Origin of the sequence: Flavobacterium sp. (genome assembly GCF_036741995.1) — a bacterium.
In the GTDB taxonomy this organism is placed as follows: Bacteria; Bacteroidota; Bacteroidia; order Flavobacteriales; family Flavobacteriaceae; genus Flavobacterium.
This window is the reverse complement of sequence record NZ_DAINRG010000007.1, coordinates 1-19312: the sequence shown is the minus strand read 5'-3', so window position 1 is coordinate 19312 and position 19312 is coordinate 1. Positions and strand designations below refer to the sequence as shown.

The 19312-nt window shown below is 37.8% G+C and carries 22 protein-coding genes; 7 read left to right on the top strand and 15 right to left on the bottom strand.

Annotation, left to right across the window (positions count from 1 at the left end; genetic code table 11):
• The first annotated feature begins 50 nt into the window (after positions 1-50).
• The 7 genes from V7D82_RS04310 to V7D82_RS04280 all read left to right on the top strand — a co-directional run bounded on the left by V7D82_RS04310 (position 51) and on the right by V7D82_RS04280 (position 5695).
• On the top strand, positions 51-431 hold the full coding sequence (locus V7D82_RS04310; protein WP_333599743.1) for a group III truncated hemoglobin: 381 nt from the start codon (positions 51-53) through the stop codon (positions 429-431).
• A gap of 122 nt (positions 432-553) precedes the next feature.
• Positions 554-1612, top strand: coding sequence for a 3-oxoacyl-ACP synthase III family protein (locus tag V7D82_RS04305; RefSeq protein ID WP_333599742.1), 1059 nt, complete (start codon positions 554-556; stop codon positions 1610-1612).
• Between the two features lie 44 nt (positions 1613-1656).
• Positions 1657-2181, top strand: coding sequence for a methyltransferase (locus V7D82_RS04300; RefSeq protein ID WP_333599741.1), 525 nt, complete (start codon positions 1657-1659; stop codon positions 2179-2181).
• 354 nt (positions 2182-2535) lie between these two features.
• Complete coding sequence (locus V7D82_RS04295) at positions 2536-3174, top strand: WG repeat-containing protein (protein WP_333599740.1); 639 nt, start codon at positions 2536-2538, stop codon at positions 3172-3174.
• A 105-nt stretch (positions 3175-3279) separates the two neighbouring features.
• Entirely contained in the window at positions 3280-4128 is an 849-nt protein-coding gene (locus V7D82_RS04290) for a glycosyltransferase (protein WP_333599739.1), read from the top strand.
• A gap of 53 nt (positions 4129-4181) precedes the next feature.
• Positions 4182-4928 carry an MlaE family ABC transporter permease gene (locus tag V7D82_RS04285; protein ID WP_333599738.1) on the top strand — a complete coding sequence of 249 codons (747 nt, stop codon included), beginning with the start codon at positions 4182-4184 and terminating at the stop codon, positions 4926-4928.
• Positions 4928-5695 (top strand): ABC transporter ATP-binding protein, encoded by a 768-nt coding sequence (locus tag V7D82_RS04280; protein ID WP_333599737.1) that lies wholly within the window; start codon positions 4928-4930, stop codon positions 5693-5695. The genes V7D82_RS04285 and V7D82_RS04280 overlap by 1 nt, the downstream gene beginning before the upstream one ends.
• 2 nt (positions 5696-5697) lie before the next feature.
• Here the strand turns inward: V7D82_RS04280 and V7D82_RS04275 are convergent, their stop codons facing one another.
• The 15 genes from V7D82_RS04275 to V7D82_RS04205 all read right to left on the bottom strand — a co-directional run bounded on the left by V7D82_RS04275 (position 5698) and on the right by V7D82_RS04205 (position 19311).
• Positions 5698-8940 carry a gliding motility-associated C-terminal domain-containing protein gene (locus tag V7D82_RS04275; RefSeq protein WP_333599736.1) on the bottom strand — a complete coding sequence of 1081 codons (3243 nt, stop codon included), beginning with the start codon at positions 8938-8940 and terminating at the stop codon, positions 5698-5700.
• Between the two features lie 114 nt (positions 8941-9054).
• Positions 9055-10116 carry a mannose-1-phosphate guanylyltransferase gene (locus V7D82_RS04270; protein ID WP_333599735.1) on the bottom strand — a complete coding sequence of 354 codons (1062 nt, stop codon included), beginning with the start codon at positions 10114-10116 and terminating at the stop codon, positions 9055-9057.
• Between the two features lie 57 nt (positions 10117-10173).
• Entirely contained in the window at positions 10174-10776 is a 603-nt protein-coding gene (locus tag V7D82_RS04265) for a SprT-like domain-containing protein (RefSeq protein ID WP_333599734.1), read from the bottom strand.
• 2 nt (positions 10777-10778) lie between these two features.
• Positions 10779-11462 (bottom strand): SDR family NAD(P)-dependent oxidoreductase, encoded by a 684-nt coding sequence (locus tag V7D82_RS04260; RefSeq protein ID WP_333599786.1) that lies wholly within the window; start codon positions 11460-11462, stop codon positions 10779-10781.
• Positions 11463-11537: 75 nt separating this feature from the next.
• Positions 11538-12164 (bottom strand): hypothetical protein, encoded by a 627-nt coding sequence (locus tag V7D82_RS04255; protein ID WP_333599733.1) that lies wholly within the window; start codon positions 12162-12164, stop codon positions 11538-11540.
• On the bottom strand, positions 12164-13198 hold the full coding sequence (locus V7D82_RS04250; protein ID WP_333599732.1) for a D-alanine--D-alanine ligase: 1035 nt from the start codon (positions 13196-13198) through the stop codon (positions 12164-12166). The genes V7D82_RS04255 and V7D82_RS04250 overlap by 1 nt, the downstream gene beginning before the upstream one ends.
• Positions 13199-13909, bottom strand: a complete 711-nt coding sequence (locus V7D82_RS04245) for an NRDE family protein (RefSeq protein WP_333599731.1) — start codon at positions 13907-13909, stop codon at positions 13199-13201.
• Positions 13897-14385, bottom strand: coding sequence for a DinB family protein (locus tag V7D82_RS04240; RefSeq protein ID WP_333599730.1), 489 nt, complete (start codon positions 14383-14385; stop codon positions 13897-13899). The genes V7D82_RS04245 and V7D82_RS04240 overlap by 13 nt, the downstream gene beginning before the upstream one ends.
• 57 nt (positions 14386-14442) lie before the next feature.
• A complete protein-coding gene (locus V7D82_RS04235; protein WP_333599729.1) occupies positions 14443-14832 on the bottom strand; it encodes a DoxX family protein in 390 nt (129 codons plus the stop codon).
• Between the two features lie 5 nt (positions 14833-14837).
• Positions 14838-15293: a YHS domain-containing (seleno)protein gene (locus V7D82_RS04230; protein ID WP_333599728.1), complete on the bottom strand. Its 456-nt coding sequence runs from the start codon at positions 15291-15293 to the stop codon at positions 14838-14840.
• A gap of 101 nt (positions 15294-15394) precedes the next feature.
• Positions 15395-16270 (bottom strand): helix-turn-helix domain-containing protein, encoded by an 876-nt coding sequence (locus V7D82_RS04225; protein WP_333599727.1) that lies wholly within the window; start codon positions 16268-16270, stop codon positions 15395-15397.
• A gap of 2 nt (positions 16271-16272) precedes the next feature.
• Positions 16273-16692: a nuclear transport factor 2 family protein gene (locus tag V7D82_RS04220; protein ID WP_333599726.1), complete on the bottom strand. Its 420-nt coding sequence runs from the start codon at positions 16690-16692 to the stop codon at positions 16273-16275.
• Between the two features lie 58 nt (positions 16693-16750).
• Positions 16751-17287 (bottom strand): carboxymuconolactone decarboxylase family protein, encoded by a 537-nt coding sequence (locus V7D82_RS04215; RefSeq protein ID WP_333599725.1) that lies wholly within the window; start codon positions 17285-17287, stop codon positions 16751-16753.
• A gap of 122 nt (positions 17288-17409) precedes the next feature.
• Positions 17410-18087 (bottom strand): Crp/Fnr family transcriptional regulator, encoded by a 678-nt coding sequence (locus V7D82_RS04210; protein ID WP_333599724.1) that lies wholly within the window; start codon positions 18085-18087, stop codon positions 17410-17412.
• Between the two features lie 84 nt (positions 18088-18171).
• Complete coding sequence (locus V7D82_RS04205; protein WP_333599723.1) at positions 18172-19311, bottom strand: acyl-CoA dehydrogenase family protein; 1140 nt, start codon at positions 19309-19311, stop codon at positions 18172-18174.
• Between the last annotated feature and the right edge of the window lies 1 nt (position 19312).

The window sequence follows — 19312 nt, the reverse complement described above, 5'->3', positions numbered from 1 at the left end:
AATTTTAAAAACCCAAAGCTTTATTTTTGTTTAATAGTAGAGATTAAATAATGAATGACATTCAAACCCAAGGCGATTTGTATTCACTGGTGGATGAGTTCTACAAAAAATTGCTTACCGATGATTCCATTAGCTATATTTTTACCGATGTAGTCAAAATAAAACTGGAAGAGCATTTGCCTATATTGGTTACGTTTTGGTCGCAGGCTATTTTGGGAACTGGTGGCTATACACATAATTTGACGCAAATTCATTTGGATGTGAATGCTAAAGAATACTTGTCGCCCGAACTTTTTAAAATTTGGCTGCATCATTTTTATGCTGCCGTTGATGAAAATTTCAAAGGCGAAAAAGCAGAGCAAATTAAAACACAGGCACTCAGCATTGCTACTATTATACAGATTAAAATTGCTCAGCAAAAAGACAAATAATTAGTAGTTCTATAATAATACAGGATGTTTTTTAAATTATTCACAATAGTTTTGAATTAATTATCAATTTTACAACTCCTAAATATTTTTATTAATAATTTCGCAATGAAATATTTAAAATAATGAATATAAAAATAACTGGTTCCGGAAGTTACATTCCCACTGAAATAGTATCCAATAAAGATTTTATAAAACACGTTTTCCTTAATGATGACGGTACTCCTTTTCCCTTACCTAACGAAGTCATCACCGAGAAATTTTTTGACATAACCGGAATAGAAGAACGCCGCTACGTATCGGATGATTTACAAACTTCGGACATTGCTACGATAGCTGCCCAACGAGCTATTGAAAACTCTAAGATTGATCCGGAAACATTAGATTACATCATTTTTGCGCACAATTTCGGAAACGTAAAAAAAGGAGCCATTCAAACCGATTTACTGCCAAGCTTAGCTACTAGAGTAAAGTTTGATTTACGCATCAAAAACCCAAAATGTGTTTGTTACGATATGCTGTTTGGTTGTCCGGGTTGGGTGGAAGGTGTGATTCAGGCACAAGCTTTTATCAAAGCCGGAATGGCCAAAAAATGTTTGGTAATTGGAGCTGAAACCCTTTCCCGCGTGGTTGATTTGCACGACAGAGACAGTATGATTTACTCTGATGGTGCTGGTGCCACTATTATAGAAGCCACTGAGGAAGCCGGCGGAATACTGGCCCATGAAACGGCTACATTCACTTATGACGAGGCTTACTATTTATTTTTTGGAAATTCATTTAACAAAGCCCACGATCCTGATGTGCGTTATATTAAAATGCACGGAAGGAAAATTTATGAATTTGCTTTAAGTCAAGTTCCTAAAGCGATGAAAGAATGTTTAGACAAGAGTGGCATTGGCATTAAGGAAGTGAAAAAAATTCTGATTCATCAGGCTAATGAAAAAATGGACGAAGCCATCATTCAACGTTTTTACAAACTCTATCAGGAAACACCACCCGAAGGCATTATGCCAATGAGTATTCATAAACTTGGAAATTCCAGTGTGGCTACAGTGCCTACCTTATATGATTCCTTAGTGAAAGGTAAAATAGAAAATCAAAGTTTACATAAAGGCGATGTAATTCTTTTTGCTTCGGTTGGTGCCGGCATGAACGTGAATGCAATTGTTTACAGAATGTAATAAAGTTTGTAACTTCGCGGCTTTATAATTTGTAATTTCAATTCATGTACGAGAAGACCTACCCCAGCAAACGCTTCAATTTAACGTTAGCTTTTTTGCAAAAACACATCACCACTTCTGAAACCATTTTAGATTTGGGTGTCCCGAATCCATTTTCAAAGATTATGGAAGAAAACGGTTATACTGTAAAAAACACCAAAGGCGAGGATTTGGACAATGATCAGTCAAACCTACAGTCAGAAAGCTATAGTGTAGTTACTGCTTTTGAGATTTTTGAGCACCTGTTGAATCCTTATACTATAATACAGAATGTAAAAGCGGATAAAATTTTAATTTCTATACCGTTGCGTTTATGGTTCTCACCAGCTTATAGAAGCAAGACCGATATGTGGGACAGACATTATCATGAGTTTGAAGATTGGCAGCTCGATTGGCTTTTAGAAAAAGCCGGTTGGAAGATTATTGACCGTGAAAAGTTTACCCATCCGGTTAAAAAATTTGGATTTAGACCCTTCTTAAGATACTTTACTCCGAGATATTATATGATATATGCTGAAAAGATAAAATAATATCCATTTTTTCAGTTTTTATCCAAAATCATCCTACGGGATGATTTTTTTTATGCTTCTTTTTCCTATTTTTTTATTAACTTATTGATTATCAAAAATGTAAATTTTAAAACAGTAAATTATCTTCTTCATACAGTAGGATTTGGAGCAGAAATTTCATTTTTCTACCGAACAATTCAAAACGAATTAATTCATCCAATTCTTAAAATTAAAAAACAAACAATTGTAAGTATTATTATAATAAAAACTTACTTTTTTATAAAAAACATGCATTTCATCGATTTTATTTGTCATTTAATCGGTAAACCCCCTATGTTTGACTCGAAATAAAACATAACCCTTAAATCAAAAATTATGAAGAAATTATTTACGCTTTCGATGTCTTTAGCATTAACTTGCTCATTCGCTCAAAAAATGTTTATTGTTAAATCTGATGAAAAATTCGGGATTATAAATGAGTCAGGAATTGAAATTGTTCCGCCAAAATATACCTCCATTGAAGAGTTTGACAAAATGCATCCAAATTGGGCCAAAGTAGAACTTAATAACTTGTTCGGCTTTGTTGACAAGAATGGTAAAATCATAGTAGAACCAAAGTACCAAACGGTTGAAAACTATGACAATTATAATGCCGGATGGGCATTGGTTGTAAAAGACGGAAAGTATGGTTTCATGAATGAAGCAGGAAAAGAGATTGTCCCTCCCATTTATGATAAAATCGGTTCTTTCGGAGAGTACACCAAAGAATGGGCACTGGTTGAAAGCCAAGGTCTGAAAGGATTTATCGACAAAGAAGGAAATGTTGTTGTTCCTGTAAAATATGTGGAAGTCTCTAAATTTGACGATGTTAGAAAAAACTGGGCTTTGGTAAAAGACCGAAAAGAAAAACTAGGTTTCATCGACAAAACCGGTAAAGAAGTAATTCCTGTAGTGTATGATAACATTGAAGCTTTCACTAAAAAGAAAACTACAGAATTAGCCAACGTGGATTAGATTGTTTGTTTGTTTATAAAATTAGTTGAAAAAAGGATTTCTCTTGAGGAATCCTTTTTTTATGCTTTCAAATTTCTATTTTTACGGCGTTAAGCTAAGCTGCACATGAACTACTACATTGTCATTCCCGCTCACAACGAAGCGCAATTCATCGGATTAACACTGCAATCTATAATTGAACAGACAATTTTGCCAAATAAAGTGGTGGTAGTGGATGATAATTCAACCGATACTACTGCTGAAATTGTATTGGCTTTTGCCAAAGAATACCCGTTTATTAGCTTAGTCAATAAAACTTCAGACGCAATTCATCTCCCAGGCAGCAAAGTGATTCAGGCTTTTGAAAAAGGATTGGAAACTTTAGATAATCACTATGATTTTATTGTGAAAGCCGATGCCGATTTGATTTTTCCTTCGAATTATTTTGAAACCATTATCCAACATTTCAGATCAGATGATACTATCGGAATGGTGGGTGGTTTTGCCTACATCGAAAAAAATGGCGACTGGATTTTGGAAAACCTCACCGATAAAGATCATATTCGAGGTGCTTTTAAAGCGTACCGAAAAGCCACTTTCGAACAAATTGGTGGTTTAAAACCAGCTATGGGTTGGGACACCGTTGACGAACTGCTTTGCAAATTTTACAACTGGAAAGTAGTAACCGATGAAAGTTTACACGTAAAACATTTAAAACCAACCGGGGCCAATTACAACAAAGCCAGCCGTTACAAACAAGGCGAAGCCTTTTACAGTTTGGGTTACGGGTTTTTCATAACCACAATAGCATCCGTAAAACTAGCGCTGCGAAAAGGTAAGCCGCTGCTTTTCATTGATTACATCAAAGGATTTTGGCAAGCCAAATCAGCCAAAAAACCTCTTTTAGTTACAGAGGAACAAGCCAAATTTATTCGCGCTTATCGTTTGCAAAAAATGAAAGCGAAATTATTCTGACCAAAAACTTATAACTCATAACTTATAACTATTTTTGACAATATTTAAATGCTATGATGTTAGTTCGCTATTTATCTCAAATAGGAAAATATTTCTTGATGTGGAAAGAAGTCTTCAACAAACCTACCAAATGGTCGGTGATGAGACAGTTAATCTTCAAAGAAATTGATGATTTAATTATAGACTCCCTCGGAATTGTATGTTTCATTTCCTTCTTCGTTGGAGGCGTTGTTGCCATTCAAACGGCCTTAAATTTGACCAATCCTTTAATCCCAAAATACCTTATCGGTTTTGCCACAAGACAATCGGTAATTCTGGAATTTGCCCCAACATTCATCTCGATAATCATGGCCGGTAAAATGGGTTCCTTCATTACTTCAAGTATAGGAACGATGCGCGTTACCGAACAAATTGATGCTTTGGAAGTGATGGGAGTGAACTCTTTAAATTATTTGGTTTTTCCAAAAATAACAGCGCTCCTGCTCTATCCTTTTGTGATTGGAATTAGTATGTTTCTGGGCATTTTAGGCGGTTGGATTGCTGCTGTTTATGGCGGATTTGCATCAAGCAATGATTTCATAACCGGAATCCAACAGGAATTTATTCCGTTTCATATTGCCTATGCCTTTATTAAAACTTTTGTTTTTGCTTTAATTTTGGCTACCATTCCGTCTTTTCATGGCTATTATATGAAAGGTGGCGCACTCGAAGTGGGTAAAGCCAGTACGGTATCCTTTGTGTGGACAGCGGTAACGATTATTTTGGCCAATTATATATTAACTCAATTACTTTTGACCTAATGATAGAAGTAAAAAACGTTGAAAAATCATTCGGAGACTCTAAAGTCTTAAAGGGAGTTTCTACCATTTTTGAAACGGGGAAAACCAATTTAATCATTGGTCAAAGTGGCTCAGGGAAAACCGTTTTGCTCAAAAGTTTACTCGGAATTCATACCCCCGAAAAAGGAACCATTTCCTTTGACGGCAGGATTTATTCCAATTTAACCGATGACGAAAAAAGAGCTCTGCGAACCGAAATCGGGATGGTATTCCAAGGCAGTGCATTATTTGACAGTATGACGGTTGAAGAAAATGTAGGGTTTCCATTGAAGATGTTTACCACCAAAACAGCTGCTGAAATTAAAGAGCGTGTTGATTTTGTTGTTGACCGAGTAGATTTAAAAAGTGCCCATCATAAAAAGCCGTCAGAGTTATCCGGTGGAATGCAAAAACGTGTGGCCATTGCCCGTGCTATTGTCAACAATCCGAAATATCTTTTTTGTGACGAACCCAACTCGGGTTTGGATCCTAAAACCTCAATTATCATTGATAATTTGATTCATGAAATTACGGTAGAATATAACATTACAACAGTAATCAACACCCACGACATGAACTCAGTTATGGAAATTGGTGAGAAAATTATATTCTTAAAACAGGGGATTTTAGCTTGGGAAGGAACTAAGAAAGACATTTTCAAAACCGATAACGAAGCCATTACCGACTTTGTGTATTCGTCCAATCTTTTCAAAAAAATCAGAAAAGCACAAAACAAAGAAGAGTTGTAGCACTAGCCTCTGTTCAGAAAAACCCAGCCTATTTTTGACTCCTGGTTTCTGAGTTTTATATAGTAGTAATAAGTAGAATCCGGAAGGAATCCGCCGTGCATGTTTTGTCCTTGCCATTGGTCAATGTAGTTCTCTTTTTCATACACTTTTCTTCCCCAGCGGCTATAAATTTCGAGTTTCTCAACATCCAATCCCGACAAATCAAAAGTATCGTTCAGGTTGTCATTGTTGGGTGTAATCACGTTTGGAATTTGACAAAAAGTGCTGGCCACCTCAATGCTTTCAGTACTGTCACAACCATTGGTATCGGTGATAGTCAGCGAATAACTCCCCAGAGACAATTGTGTAATATCAGCAGGGTTTACTGTACTAGTAAAGCCATTGGGACCGCTCCAGGAATAGGTAACAGCATTGACATCAAAAGACGCATTCTCCGGAAAAGCCGATAGGATATAGCGCCCACCATCACATTTTGAATCTAAAGTGAATTTTGGAATTGGATTCACCAGCAAATCTATGCTCACTTCTTCGGATTGACATTCTCCCAAGATTGATTTTACACTATAAGTTCCGCTATTGGCCAAAACAGCATTTTGAATAATCGGATTTTGTTCGGTGGAGGCAAAATTATTAGGACCAGTCCAAGCAAAAGAATACCCTGATGGCATTTCAACATTAGCGAACAGTTGGGCATCGTTTCCTTCACAAATAGTTTCTGATGCAGTAACAAATGGCGTTTGTGGAATTGAGTTGATGATAACAATGACAAAAGCCTCATCAACAAAACTACATTTGCTAACGCTATATTTAAACTGATACATCCCCGAAGAAGCGAAGGTTGAATTCCAAAGATTATTATTTAAAAAACCACTATTGGTAAGTTCCGTCCAAGTACCATTCCCATCGTAATTACCTGTCAGTAAAGAGAACAAATCAATTACCCCTTTATTCCCACAATAACTTACCTGAGAGCCTTGACCGGCATTAGGATTGACAAGAATTGGCGATACCGTATAATCTATAACAAAATCAATACAGCTGTTGGGATTTGACAGGTAACTTATTCTAACGTGATACGTTCCGCTATTATTCGCCAAATTAAAGGATGGAAAAGTCAAAGTATTGGTAGTACTCAAAATAGTCCCGGTATTGTTGTCTTTCCACCATTGGTAACTTAAAAGTCCGAAAGCCGGAATTGACAATGATGCTACTTGCCCCTCACACATGTTAGTAGGTGTTATACTCAAATCAAATGGATGTGGAATCTCAAAGACGCTATTCAATACATTGCCGCAATTATCTATCACTTGAAAATTGTAAATTCCGGGCGCTATTCCTGTTAATATATTTGAATTTCCATTATCTATTATAAATGAGACTCCGTTTTTTGTAGTGATTTTATACGTTAGCGGCAACGTTCCAACAGCATCCACCAATACACTGTAATTACCATTCCCACAAGCAAAAGAATATACTGCATTGATTTTTGGAAGACCATTATATTCAAAAGTATAAATTACATCCTGGCATTTTACCAAACCATTGCTTCCATTAGCATAAACAAAAAAAACTTTTACAATCCGAAACGTACCACTGTAACTAAAATTCAAATTTGTGAAATTATTTTGTAATGCAATAGCGTTTAAAGGACCCGGTTGGTAACTATCATAATAGTTCGTTATCGGATTTCCCCACTGACTGCTGGCCACATCCCATTTTTGCATATAAAACAAAGCATTTGACGTGGTGCTTTGATGGTTCAAGGCAATATCAAAAGAATTACAATTATTCACCAGGTTAACACCATTGCTTATAATTTGGTATCCCTGAATTTGAACATTTACTATACTGGAAAAGCCACAGCCATCCATAACTTGAAAAGTATAATTCCCAGCCGGAAAAGAATTCATAGTGAAAATTCCATTATGCAAATTATAACTGACGTCTTCTGGCAAAGGGTTTTGGTAGATTTGCGGTGCCGCTACAATAGTAACACTGATAAGATTGTTAGTTCCATTTGAAATCAATACAGAGCCTTCTCCTGTTTGGCATCCGTTTAATACGCTGGAACCTACGTATGGAATTGGTGGCGGTTGCGTGGTGTATTGTTGCGTAACCGAATGACCACAGGCATCCGTCACTTGTATCGTATAGGTGCCTTGTGGGTAACCAAAAGTATAAATAGCCGTTTGAGTAAACGGTCCCGGGTGCTGGCTATTATAATCAACAGGAACGAATCCGGGTGGTGCACTAAGAAACGTAACCGTAAAAGGAGCCACGAAATTTATGGGATTAACCACCAATTGCATAGCACATGAAACCGGCTGTTCATAGACCAACAACTGCATCCTAATGAAAATCTGATTACTGTTTTTAATGAATACATTACCACAAGCATCCGTAATTTTAACATTATAAGAATAACTTTGATCGTAATACAGCGGAAACTGAGTTGAAATTTGTTGCTGGTTTGGGTTTCCCTGAGTTAAAGTTTGCGTGGTAGTTGTTGAGCCTCCAGTTGGTGGAAACAAGGTAAATTCAATAGTTATCGGATACGCTATAATTTTTGTGGCGTTATAAGCACCACTAAAAATATAAAATGATGCCGATACCAAATTACAGCTAGCTATTGAATTAGTATTAGAATTAAATTCAATATTGGGAATCGATTTTTCTAGCTGGAAATTCTGAACAACACCCTCGTTACAACTATTAAAAACCCTGATACTATATAGCCCTTCCGGAAGATTGGTAAAAACATTTGAGGATTGAAGTGGTCGGGTTACCGGTCCTGCAAAAAGCTCATAGTTTACGGCTGTTCCTCCCGTTATATTTACCGTTATTTTACCGTCATTTCCGCATATTACATTGGTTCCCACTACTTGGTAGGTTAATGCTGTTACCTGATAAAGTATTGTTATATCCTGTTGCTGTGCATTGGTGGAACCGTTTAAAATTTGAGTAGCCACCACTCTGTAATTCCCGGCAACAAGCCCTGAAATAGTCGTAGTTGATTGCAAAGAAATTGGAGTGGTTACATCAGGCAAATGATAAATAGTATAAATCATGGTAGCGCCGGGTGCCGTATTAGAAACTGAAAAAGTTAAACTCCCGTTAGCGGTGCAGGTTTCATTTGTTTTGACAACGGTCAGCGTAAAATTTGTCAATTGCCCAAAGGAAGATTGAAAAAAAAGCAACATACCAATCAGTGCTATTTTCCAAATATAATATCCCTTTTGCTGCATATAGTTTCAGATTCTTTTTAAGAAGTACTAAAGTAAAAAAAGTTGCGCAGAAAGTAGTACAATTTTACACTTAATTTCAACCTATAAAAAAAGGAACCCTAAGGTTCCTTTGCTTTATAATTTATTGGCCATAGCCGTTATTCGTTTGATGTCCTGCTCTTTACTTTTTGGATAAATCAACAGAATACCTTCTTTATCTACAATGATATAATCGTGTAAACCGTCAATAACGATAAGTTTATTGGCATCGGAGCGGACGATGTTATTAGACGCATTTTCCATAACCACTTTAGCATTGATAACGCCGTTGTTGTTTTCGTCTTTGTCTAATTTCTCATGCAATTGTCCCCAAGTTCCCAAGTCATTCCAATCAAAAGTAGCCGGCAATACATACACATTTTGCGCTTTTTCCAAAATGGCATAATCAATGGAAATATTTTCAGCCTTGGCGTAATTAGCATTGATGAATTCTTTCTCAGCGGAAGTGTTATAACTACTGTTCCCTTGCTGAAACAAAGCATTCATCTGAGGTTGAAACTTTTCAAAAGCTTCAGTTATGGTTTTAGCACTCCAAATAAAAATGCCCCCATTCCAAAGGAAATTCCCGGCTTCCAAAAACGATTTGGCCGTTTCATAATCCGGTTTTTCCCGAAACTGAGTTACTTTTTTGATTGGATTTGCATCGGTTTTATCAAACTCAATATACCCAAAACCGGTATTCGGGAAAGTCGGTTGTATGCCCAGCGTCATCAACGCATTCTCTTTTTGGCAAAAGTCAAAACACTGCTGCAAATTTCTTGAAAACTCGTCTTCATCTTCAATCCAATGATCGCTTGGCGCTACCACCATAACGGCATCCGGATTTTGTTTCTGAATTTTTAGCGAAGCATAAAGAATGCACGGTGCTGTGTTTCGCATGGCTGGCTCCAGCAACACTTGCTCCTGTTTTACCATTGGCAGTTGTTCCAACACCAAATCGTTGTAGCGTTCATTGGTTAATATCAAAATATTTTCGGCCGGAATCGACTTGGCCAAACGACTGAATGTTTTTTGTATCAAAGTATCGCCCGAACCTAACATGTCGTGAAATTGTTTCGGGAAATCAGTGGTGCTAACCGGCCAAAAGCGCGAACCCACGCCGCCTGCCATTACTATGGCGTAATAATTTTTATTCATTTTTTTTAAAAAGTAACTAAGCCGCTAAGGTACTAAGTTGCTGAGTTTTTTAAACTATCAACCCGGTAAAATTTCCACCTCAGCGTTGGCATTGAACAAATAAAGCTTGCCGGTTTTGACTTCAAGGCATTCATACCGCTTAACCCGCAATCCTTTTTTCTGAAAAATTCTGCCGTTTTTGATTCTGAAAAAGCTTCCACTGGGTACTTCGTGAATGAAATGAATGTCTGATTTGCGTTCGTCAAATTGTTTTAAAGCAAAAGCCAAGCGCGCATCAGTATCACTACTGGCAGTAGGATTTCTGAAATGATTTGCCACCAAAGGCAAGACCGAATGCGGAAAAATCTCCGGGTGAATAAATGGCACCATCAAACGTTGAAAAGTGTGTTTCCATTCATTGCCGTGTGGTTTTATCAGGCGACCGTATTTTTCGTAAGCTACCAAATGAGCAATCTCATGAACCAAAGTAATCAGAAAACGGTATTTGTTCAAGTTGGCATTAACCGTGATTTCGTGTTTGCCACCAATGGCTCTGCGGTAATCTCCGTGACGCGTTTGGCGCTCGTTGACGATTTTCAAATGCACATTATGGCTTTTGATTAAGTCAAAGCAAGGCAGAACAGCATGTTCAGGCAAATATTTTGAAAGAACTTCGCTCAAGTTTATGGAGTTGTTGAGGAAACCTGAATCACTTTCCCATTGTGGTATTTATTGCCGGTGAGTGCAAAATTGAAAATATAATCCGCCATTTCTTTAGCAGAAATTGGGGCGATATAACCCGGGAAAGCTTCTTGCAACATTTCGGTTTGTACGGCGCCCAAAGCTAACACATTGAAGGCAATGCCTTGTTCTTTGTATTCTTCGGCCAAGAGTTCAGAAAGCGTAATGACAGCACCTTTGCTGGAACTGTAAGCGGCCAATCCCGCGAATTTCATACTGCCTTGAATACCGCCCATCGAACTGATGGAAACCACATGACTTCCTTTTTGCAAAAATGGCAAGCACACTTTGGTCAAATTGGCCACGCCAAAAACATTGACTTTATAAACGTTTTCGAAATCCTGTTGGGTGGTTTGTGCAAAAGGTTTGTGCAGCAAACTACCCGCGTTATGAATGATGACATCTACTCTTTTCCAAGTTGAGGAGAGAAAATTTTCTACTTTAATCAAATCATTTTCCTGAGACAAATCTACAGAAAGACAAGTGATGTTAGGATTTCCCAATAATCCTTGTGGTGTTTTGCGGGAAACCGCCAGAACCTGGTGACCGGCATTGGCAAATTGTAGTGCAAGCTCATAGCCGATACCACGTGATGTTCCCGTAATGATGATGTGTTTACTCACTATTTAAAGATTGTTTTTGTGTTCGTGAATCTTCGATTTCATTCTTGTCGTAAAGATACTAAAAGTAAAGAAATGAAATCAGCCTTTGTACTGGCGATAAAACTTTAGCGATTGCCACATTCCCAATCCGACAAAAACTAACGGAATGATGAGCTGCAGTAGGTATTTAGCCAAAAAATCAACATTGGAAGTAAAAAAATGAAGTAAAAAAATGAGTATCAACATCCCAAAAAAAGTTCCAGCAACGGTGCCGAAAATATAGAAATACTTTCTGGTTTTGGAAATTTCAATATAGTTTCCGTTTAAAAGCCAGAGATTCCAGCCCGTCCAAAACGGAATCTGCACAAAGTTGAAACAACTCAGCACCAACCCTAAAACAAAAGGAGCATAAGTGAATGAAGCAGAATAATCCGTTTTGGCATTGGAACCAAAGTAAAAAACAAGCGCTAAAACGAACATGAAAACAATAGAAAAAGCTTCGATAAACTTGGTCAGCTTTTTATTTGCGGCTAATTGTTTGGCAAAAATTAAAGTGAAATAAATCACCCAAAACTCAATGATGGTCACACCTAATACATACAATATAGTTTCCTGCAATCCTGATTTCTGAAACAGTTGAAAGCCCACCACATTCAAATACCCAAGCGGAATGGAACCAATGAAACTGACCAAAAAACCCACCACGATGTTCTTTAAATTTTGCATCAGAAATGAACGATTTTATCAGATTGTTCTAAATGCAATCGGTATTGCTCCACTCCTACTTTATGCGGCAAATAGCTAAAGCCACGCTTGTGGTTTTCGACGCTGATTTGAAACATGTATTTGATATGGCGCGCCAATTCTTTCCAGGCAAAAAACAGCGAATGTTTTGGATCGTATATGTGGGTAGGTTCGCTGGCGGCTCCGTTCAATTCTACGATGGAGAAATTTTTACCTTGTTCCAGTTCCGCCCAGCTGTTGTACATCAAATCCATTCTGCCAAAATAAAATTCCGGAATTTGCAAGCACATTTCATCAATAACTTTGGTCAATTCGGGTGAAATCAGATGACTGTAATCTAAAAATTTGGCACCACGAGCATGATTTCCATAAGGCACCAAATTGCGCTTTTCTCCTTTCGACAAAATGTCGTTCAGTTGAGTTCCGTATTCTTTTTCCAGAGCTTGTAACTGAAATTCGTAACGGGGATTGGCCTTTAACAATGCGGCAATAGTGGAAAGCCCATCGCCTTCAACAATCAGAAATTCTTTGGCGACAATGCCGGTAATTCTCCCATGTTTTTCCTGTGGAAAGCGAACATAAAAAATACCAACTTCGTGGTCATACGGAATCAAATCCTGCAACAAATAATTGAAATTGGCTTTGGCATGATACGCTTGCAACTCTTCCAAATTAGTAATTTTCTTAACCGCCGAACCTCGCAAACCTATATCGGGCTTGGCAATTAACGGCAACTTAATTCGGGAATTTTCAAGAAGCAAAACCACCTCATCAAAAGGAATTTTTTCTTTGACCAACTTGGTTTTTGGATAGAATTGTTGTGGAATTAAATCATAGATTTCTATCTTACTATCCATGATAAAGCCACCATTTTTCATATTGGGATTGCAGGTATTGAAAAAGAAAATCGTCCTGGCTTTTAACGCATAATATGCCCACAAAAAATAAATCGGAATATAGACGATTTGGAACGGCCAGTATTCCCAATGGAACAGTTTATGGAAAAATAACTTCATTTAAATGGAGATGAAAGTATTGGAATATTCCTTTTCGGCGATCAAATCCGAATAGTGAATCGCGACTTTATTTTGTTCGATAACGGTTTGGGTGATGCTTAATGTTTTCAAAACATCATTTCTGTTAATGACTAAACCATGATCTGTGTTGTCTTCTTCGGTATAGCGGTGAAAATTGAACAGTTCTTCTTCATGGATTTGAGTTTTGGTGTCGAGAAACGTATGAAACCAATGAGCTCTTTCGGCTCTAATTTCCTTTGAATATAAAGTCGAGGAAGACCAGATATGGCTTTGATTGGTCTCTAATTCTTTGGTTTCTTTTTCTACTTCATTCCAGCGCAATTGATACAATTTTTGATTTTCAAAAAGCACCAAAGTGAACGGTTCGATATCGTTTAAATCAATATCATTCCAGGCTCTAATTGGCGACTCACTACTGATAATATCCAACACTATCAAGCCCCGACTTTTGCGGTAATGCTCTCTGATGAAGTGTTTTTCTTCAGCACCATTGAGCAGCACGACAACATTGGAATGCTCATCAATGGCATACCAAGTACCTCCTGCTTTGCTGTCTTTGGGGAAGATGATTTTTTTGTTATGAATGTGGTAATTTTTAGGTGCGATGGCGTTGGGCCGAACTGTCTTTTCATCGCGGTTGGACGTGATGATAATCTTACCGTTGGCATTGACAAAACTTACTGTGCACATTGTTTTCTGTATTCGATAGTGGAACGGGCAACGCCAAAATTTTCATCAACAGTCAAATTCGCTGATTGGAGAATCGCCACTTTTATCAGTGCCTGATGATGGATGCAATGCTCTAAATTATATAACAATTCCCGATCATAATTGGTTGCTATCAAAAGTGCTTCGCTATCAATTACTTGTTGCAATTGCAGATTTTTATTGGGTTTGCTTATTGCATTTAGCAAGTCAACAATACTTTTTTGGGCGAAAGCCGAATTGGTTTGTATCCGATAATCCCGTTGTCGATTGTCATAGTTAATTACACCGTTTGGATATTGATTGACCAAACATTGAAAAAGTTCAATAATGTGTCGGGTGTGCTCGCCAATGGTGGCGTTGCTCAGATCGGGACAGGCGCAACAATAGTCGCTGTCGGAAAGTTGCGATAGTAAATCGGACAACTCGTTTAAGGTTTTGTGGATAGCCGGAATTAACATAATTGGTTTCGTTTTTTGGTTGTTTCTTATGTACGATTTCTTTCGAAAAACGGATTCTTACAGCTTGAATCGCAATAAATCCGGGAGTTTATTTTTTTGGCTGTAAACCAAAATCAAACAACAGACTAATGTAATTACGGCCAAAAAGAATAATGTTCCTCCATCATTTTTCACCTCAATTCCTAACACAAATATATGTGAAAAAATGGCGCCACACATGGTTCCCAAACCCAAAAGTGCTCCAAGCAAAGTGGTTCTCGGAATCAGAATTAGTATTGAAGCAATCAGCTCTACAACACCTGAACCGATTCGTCCGTAAGGCTCGATTCCTAAGGTTTGAAAAATGTAAACGCTCTCTTCGGCTCCTGTGAATTTGAAAAATAGCGTCTGAACCAGGATTACCACTGCGGTGAGTTTTATAATCCAAATAAATATTGGGTTTTTCATGAGTTCTAGTTGTTACTTTTTTTCCAGTTGCCATCTGCTTTTTTCTTCAGATTGGGTTCGTCTTTGTTCCAAGATTTCAAGGTGTTATTGAAATACGCATTGTAGAACAAATAGAGTTTTCCATCCAAAATCTTGAAAGTCTCCGGATTGATTGCTACTTTTTCACCACTGGAACCCATGGCATAAGCACACCAGCCTCCGTATTGTGGTTCGTAGCTTGTTGGGTTTTTGGCAAAGGCTTCTTTATTGGCCTGGGAAGCAAAATAATAGATAACACCATCATTGGTAGCAGCGATTTCTTTTTTGCCTTTGACTGCTTTCTTTTGAGTAAAGTACGCCACCGGATCATAGCCTTGAAGGGCTACTTTATTTTCTAAATTGAATTGTGTTGCTCTCGAATTTTGAGCAAACCCGGTTACCGACAATAAGGTAACGAAGAGGATTAAAATGTGTTTGTTCATGATACTGTATTTTTGTTTATCTGATTTGATAAAGCAAAAGTAGCATCCGTAGGAAAAGTGAAATGTCAGGTAGTTTACAATTGGGGCAAAATTTCTAAAAATTAACCCATGGCCCTGGCAAAACCAACCGTTTCACGATAGATTTGAGGAGAAACCTCAGCATTGTTTTTAAAGAAGCGACTGAAATAATGCTCATCGTCATACCCCAATTCAAAAGCGATTTCTTTTACAGGTTTATTGGTAAGATACAATTCACGCTTGGCTTCAATGATAATGCGTTCTGAGATTAGATTGGTCAAGGTTTTATTGAAATGGGTTTTGGCAATTTTGGCCAACGATTTCGGTGTGATATGCAGCAAATCGGCATAATCACTAGCGGAATGTTTGGTTTTATAATGGAGTTCGATATAGTTTTTCAGATTTTGGAGAATAAACGGAGTGGTGCTTTCCGAAGTATCAGCCGGCGGTTGTTGTTCTTTTTTCAATCTGGAAGCCGTAATTAATACGATTTTCAAATACGAAATCAGTAATTCATATTGCGCCAAAGCAGGATTTTGCATTTCGGTTTTGATTTGTTCCAAAATCATGTCCAATGTGCTTTTAGCACTAGCATCAATAGTCACATAAGGCGGCTCATAAATATTATTGAATAACACGCCGTGACACGCCACTTCCTGATGATGTTTGTGAATGCAGAAAAAATCGGGATGAAAGTGAATGACCACTCCTTCGATTTCTTCTTTGGTCGTCAACATAAAAGGCTGATATGGTGCAAAAGCCAGTAATTGGTTTTCGGTAAAATCATATTCAGAGAAATCTACTTTTACTTTGCCGCTGCCTTTTTGAATCCAAATCAAAGAATAATAATTCAAACGCTGTATATGATCAAACGAACTGTTATCTTCAAAAGAAAAAAGCTTGAACGCCAAGTTTCCTGTTTCGGGATTAACTAAAGTAAAAGTATTTTTATTGGTCATTACTATAAAATTCTGTCGGTTGCTGCTATTTCCAAATCATTGATGCTGGCAAAACGCTTGCGCATTAGTCCGTTTTCGTCAAATTCCCATAACTCGTTTCCGTAGGCCCGGAACCATTGTCCGTCTTCGGTTTGGTATTCGTATTCAAAGCGAACGGCCATGCGGTTTTCGCGAAAGCCCCATAACTCTTTTTTGAGTTTATAGTGTCGTTCTTTTTCCCATTTGCGTTTTAGGAATGCTTTGACTTCTTCTCTACCGTTGATGAATTCCGTCCGATTGCGCCATTCGGTGTCGATGGTGTAAGCTTGAGCAATTCTGTCGATATCCTGACTGTTCCAGGCATCCTCGGCTAGTTGCACTTTTAGCAAAGCCGTTTCCATGGTAAAAGGTGGCAAAGGTAATTTTTGTTCCGTTGTGTTCATTTGGATAAAAATTGAAAAGCAAACCAACTCGAGAGGAATTGGTTTGCTAATTTACAAATTATAATGTCGGAGCTAATGGAAAATCTACCGGAACTTTGGTCAAATTGTGTAGGTAGTTCATAGCGGTTTTGTCACTAATTAGCAAAATTAAATCTACTAAGTTTTCATTGGTATAGCCTTGAGCGAAGAAAGCATCAACTAAATCTGAGTTGGCTTCCCCTCTGGTTTTGGTGATTTCGGCTGCTAATTGCACTAAAGCATTTAGTTTAGCATCAGCGGCTTTTCCTTTTCGGATGTCTGTTAATTGTTCATCTGTGAAACCATTCATTTTACCTAAAACCAAATGGGCACTTTGGCAATACACACAATTGTTGACTTGGCTCACAATTAAATTAACTGCTTCTTTTTCTTTGTTGGATAATGTTGTTTTGGCATTTTGGTAGGCCAAGAATCTTTCCAAACCATTTTTGGAGTAACCGATAGTAGCATACAAATTAGGCACAAATCCTAATGCTTTTTGTAAATTATCAAAAATAGCTTGATTGTTTTCAGAAACTTGTTCTCTGATTGGTACTGAAAATGTTGTTGTAGTCATTTTATTTTTCTTTAAAATTGTTTGTCGTTATTGACAAGGCAAAGATGCGACCCCTTTAAAGGCTATAAAATGGACAATAACCGCAAGGTGATGGACAATTTTCCCGAGAAGGATTTTGGAAACTACAACTTCGAAAGATCTTCTATGATAATTTCTTTTCTTCCGTAATGCATCAGGCCGTTTTCTTCTAATTCGTTTAATAACAAAGTAGCCGTTTGGCGAGAGGTGCAGATGATTTGGGCAATATCGGTTTGGGTAAGGTAGTTTTCTATAATAGTTCTGTTGCCCTCTTGTTTGCCGTCGCGTGCGGCCCAGTCTTTTAGGAAAGTGAGCAAACGGGTTTTAGCATCTTTGGACATCAAATTGGCATAATTGTTTTTGATGCGTTTCATTTTCAGACCAACAAACTTGGTATACGACAAGGCCAAACTCGGATTCCGCAGCAACAAATCTTCGAAATCTGACATTAGGAAACTGCAAATGATAATATCATCGGTTAAAGCTTTGGCATATTCATTGGAACTTCTGTCACTGTCTAATTCCAGTTCGCCAAACAAATCGCCTTTTTGAATAATGTCTTTGATGGTTTCATTGCCGTCTTCATCAACGGAAACGATTTTGATATTCCCTTTTTTGAGCAAAAAAACACGGGGCAAATCAGAAGAAGAAAAATAAATGATGTCGCCTTTCTTGGCTTTTTTAAAACCGGTTATGATGCACAACTGCTTGATTTGCGACATGCTTAACGTCCAAAACAACTTGTGATCGCGGAGGTACCAATATTTTAATTCTTCATACATATTGTAAAAGTATAAATTATTTCCATTAAAAAACCCTTTCAGCAATTACACTAAAAGGGTTATTCTATTTGTGGGTTTGTTGGATTAAGAAACCAAACCTCTTGAAATTACAATTCGTTGAATCTCTGACGTTCCTTCATAAATCTGAGTGATTTTCGAGTCGCGCATCATGCGTTCTACATGGTATTCGGCTACATAACCGTTTCCACCGTGAATTTGCACTGCTTCATTGGCTACTTCCAAAGCAATTTCGGAAGCATATAATTTGGCCATAGCACCCGAGTGAGCAATGTCTTTGCCTTCGTCTTTTTCGCTGGCGGCTTTCATGATCAACAATTTGGCGGCTGTAATTTTCACATACATATCGGCCAATTTGAATGCAATCGCTTGGTGTTTGAAGATTTCTTTCCCAAAAGCTTTACGCTCGTGTGAATATTTCAAAGCCAATTCGTAGGCACCGGTAGCAATTCCTAAAGCTTGTGAAGCAATCCCGATTCTACCACCGTTCAATACATTCATCGCAAAGTTGAATCCGAAACCATCTGCTCCGATTCGGTTTTCTTTTGGAACCTTCACATCGGTAAACATTAAGGAATGCGTGTCGCTTCCGCGGATTCCCATTTTCTTTTCTTTCGGACCAATTTCAAAACCAGCCCAACCTTTTTCCACGATAAAAGCATTGATACCTTTGTGTCCTTTTTCTACATCGGTTTGTGCTATTACAAGGTAAGTCGAAGCGGTACCACCGTTGGTAATCCAGTTTTTGGTTCCGTTTAAAAGATAATAGTCTCCCATATCTTTGGCAGTAGTTTTTTGCGAACTCGCGTCACTTCCGGCTTCCGGTTCAGATAAACAAAAAGCTCCAATTACTTCCCCTTTGGCCAAAGGCACTAAATATTTCATTTTTTGTTCTTCCGAACAGTATTTTTCCATTCCGGCACAAACCAAAGAATTATTAACCGACATAATTACCGCAGCCGAAGCATCTACTTTGGCAATTTCGGTCATCGCCAAAACATAAGAAACGCTGTCCAATCCGGCACCACCATATTTTGGGTCTACCATCATGCCTAAGAATCCCAATTCGGCCATCATTTTGACTTGCTCGGTTGGAAACTTCGAATGTTCGTCTCTTTCAATTACACCAGGTAATAATTCAGCCTGAGCAAAATCGCGTGCCGCTTGTTGAATCATTAACTGTTCTTCGGTTAAATTAAAATCCATA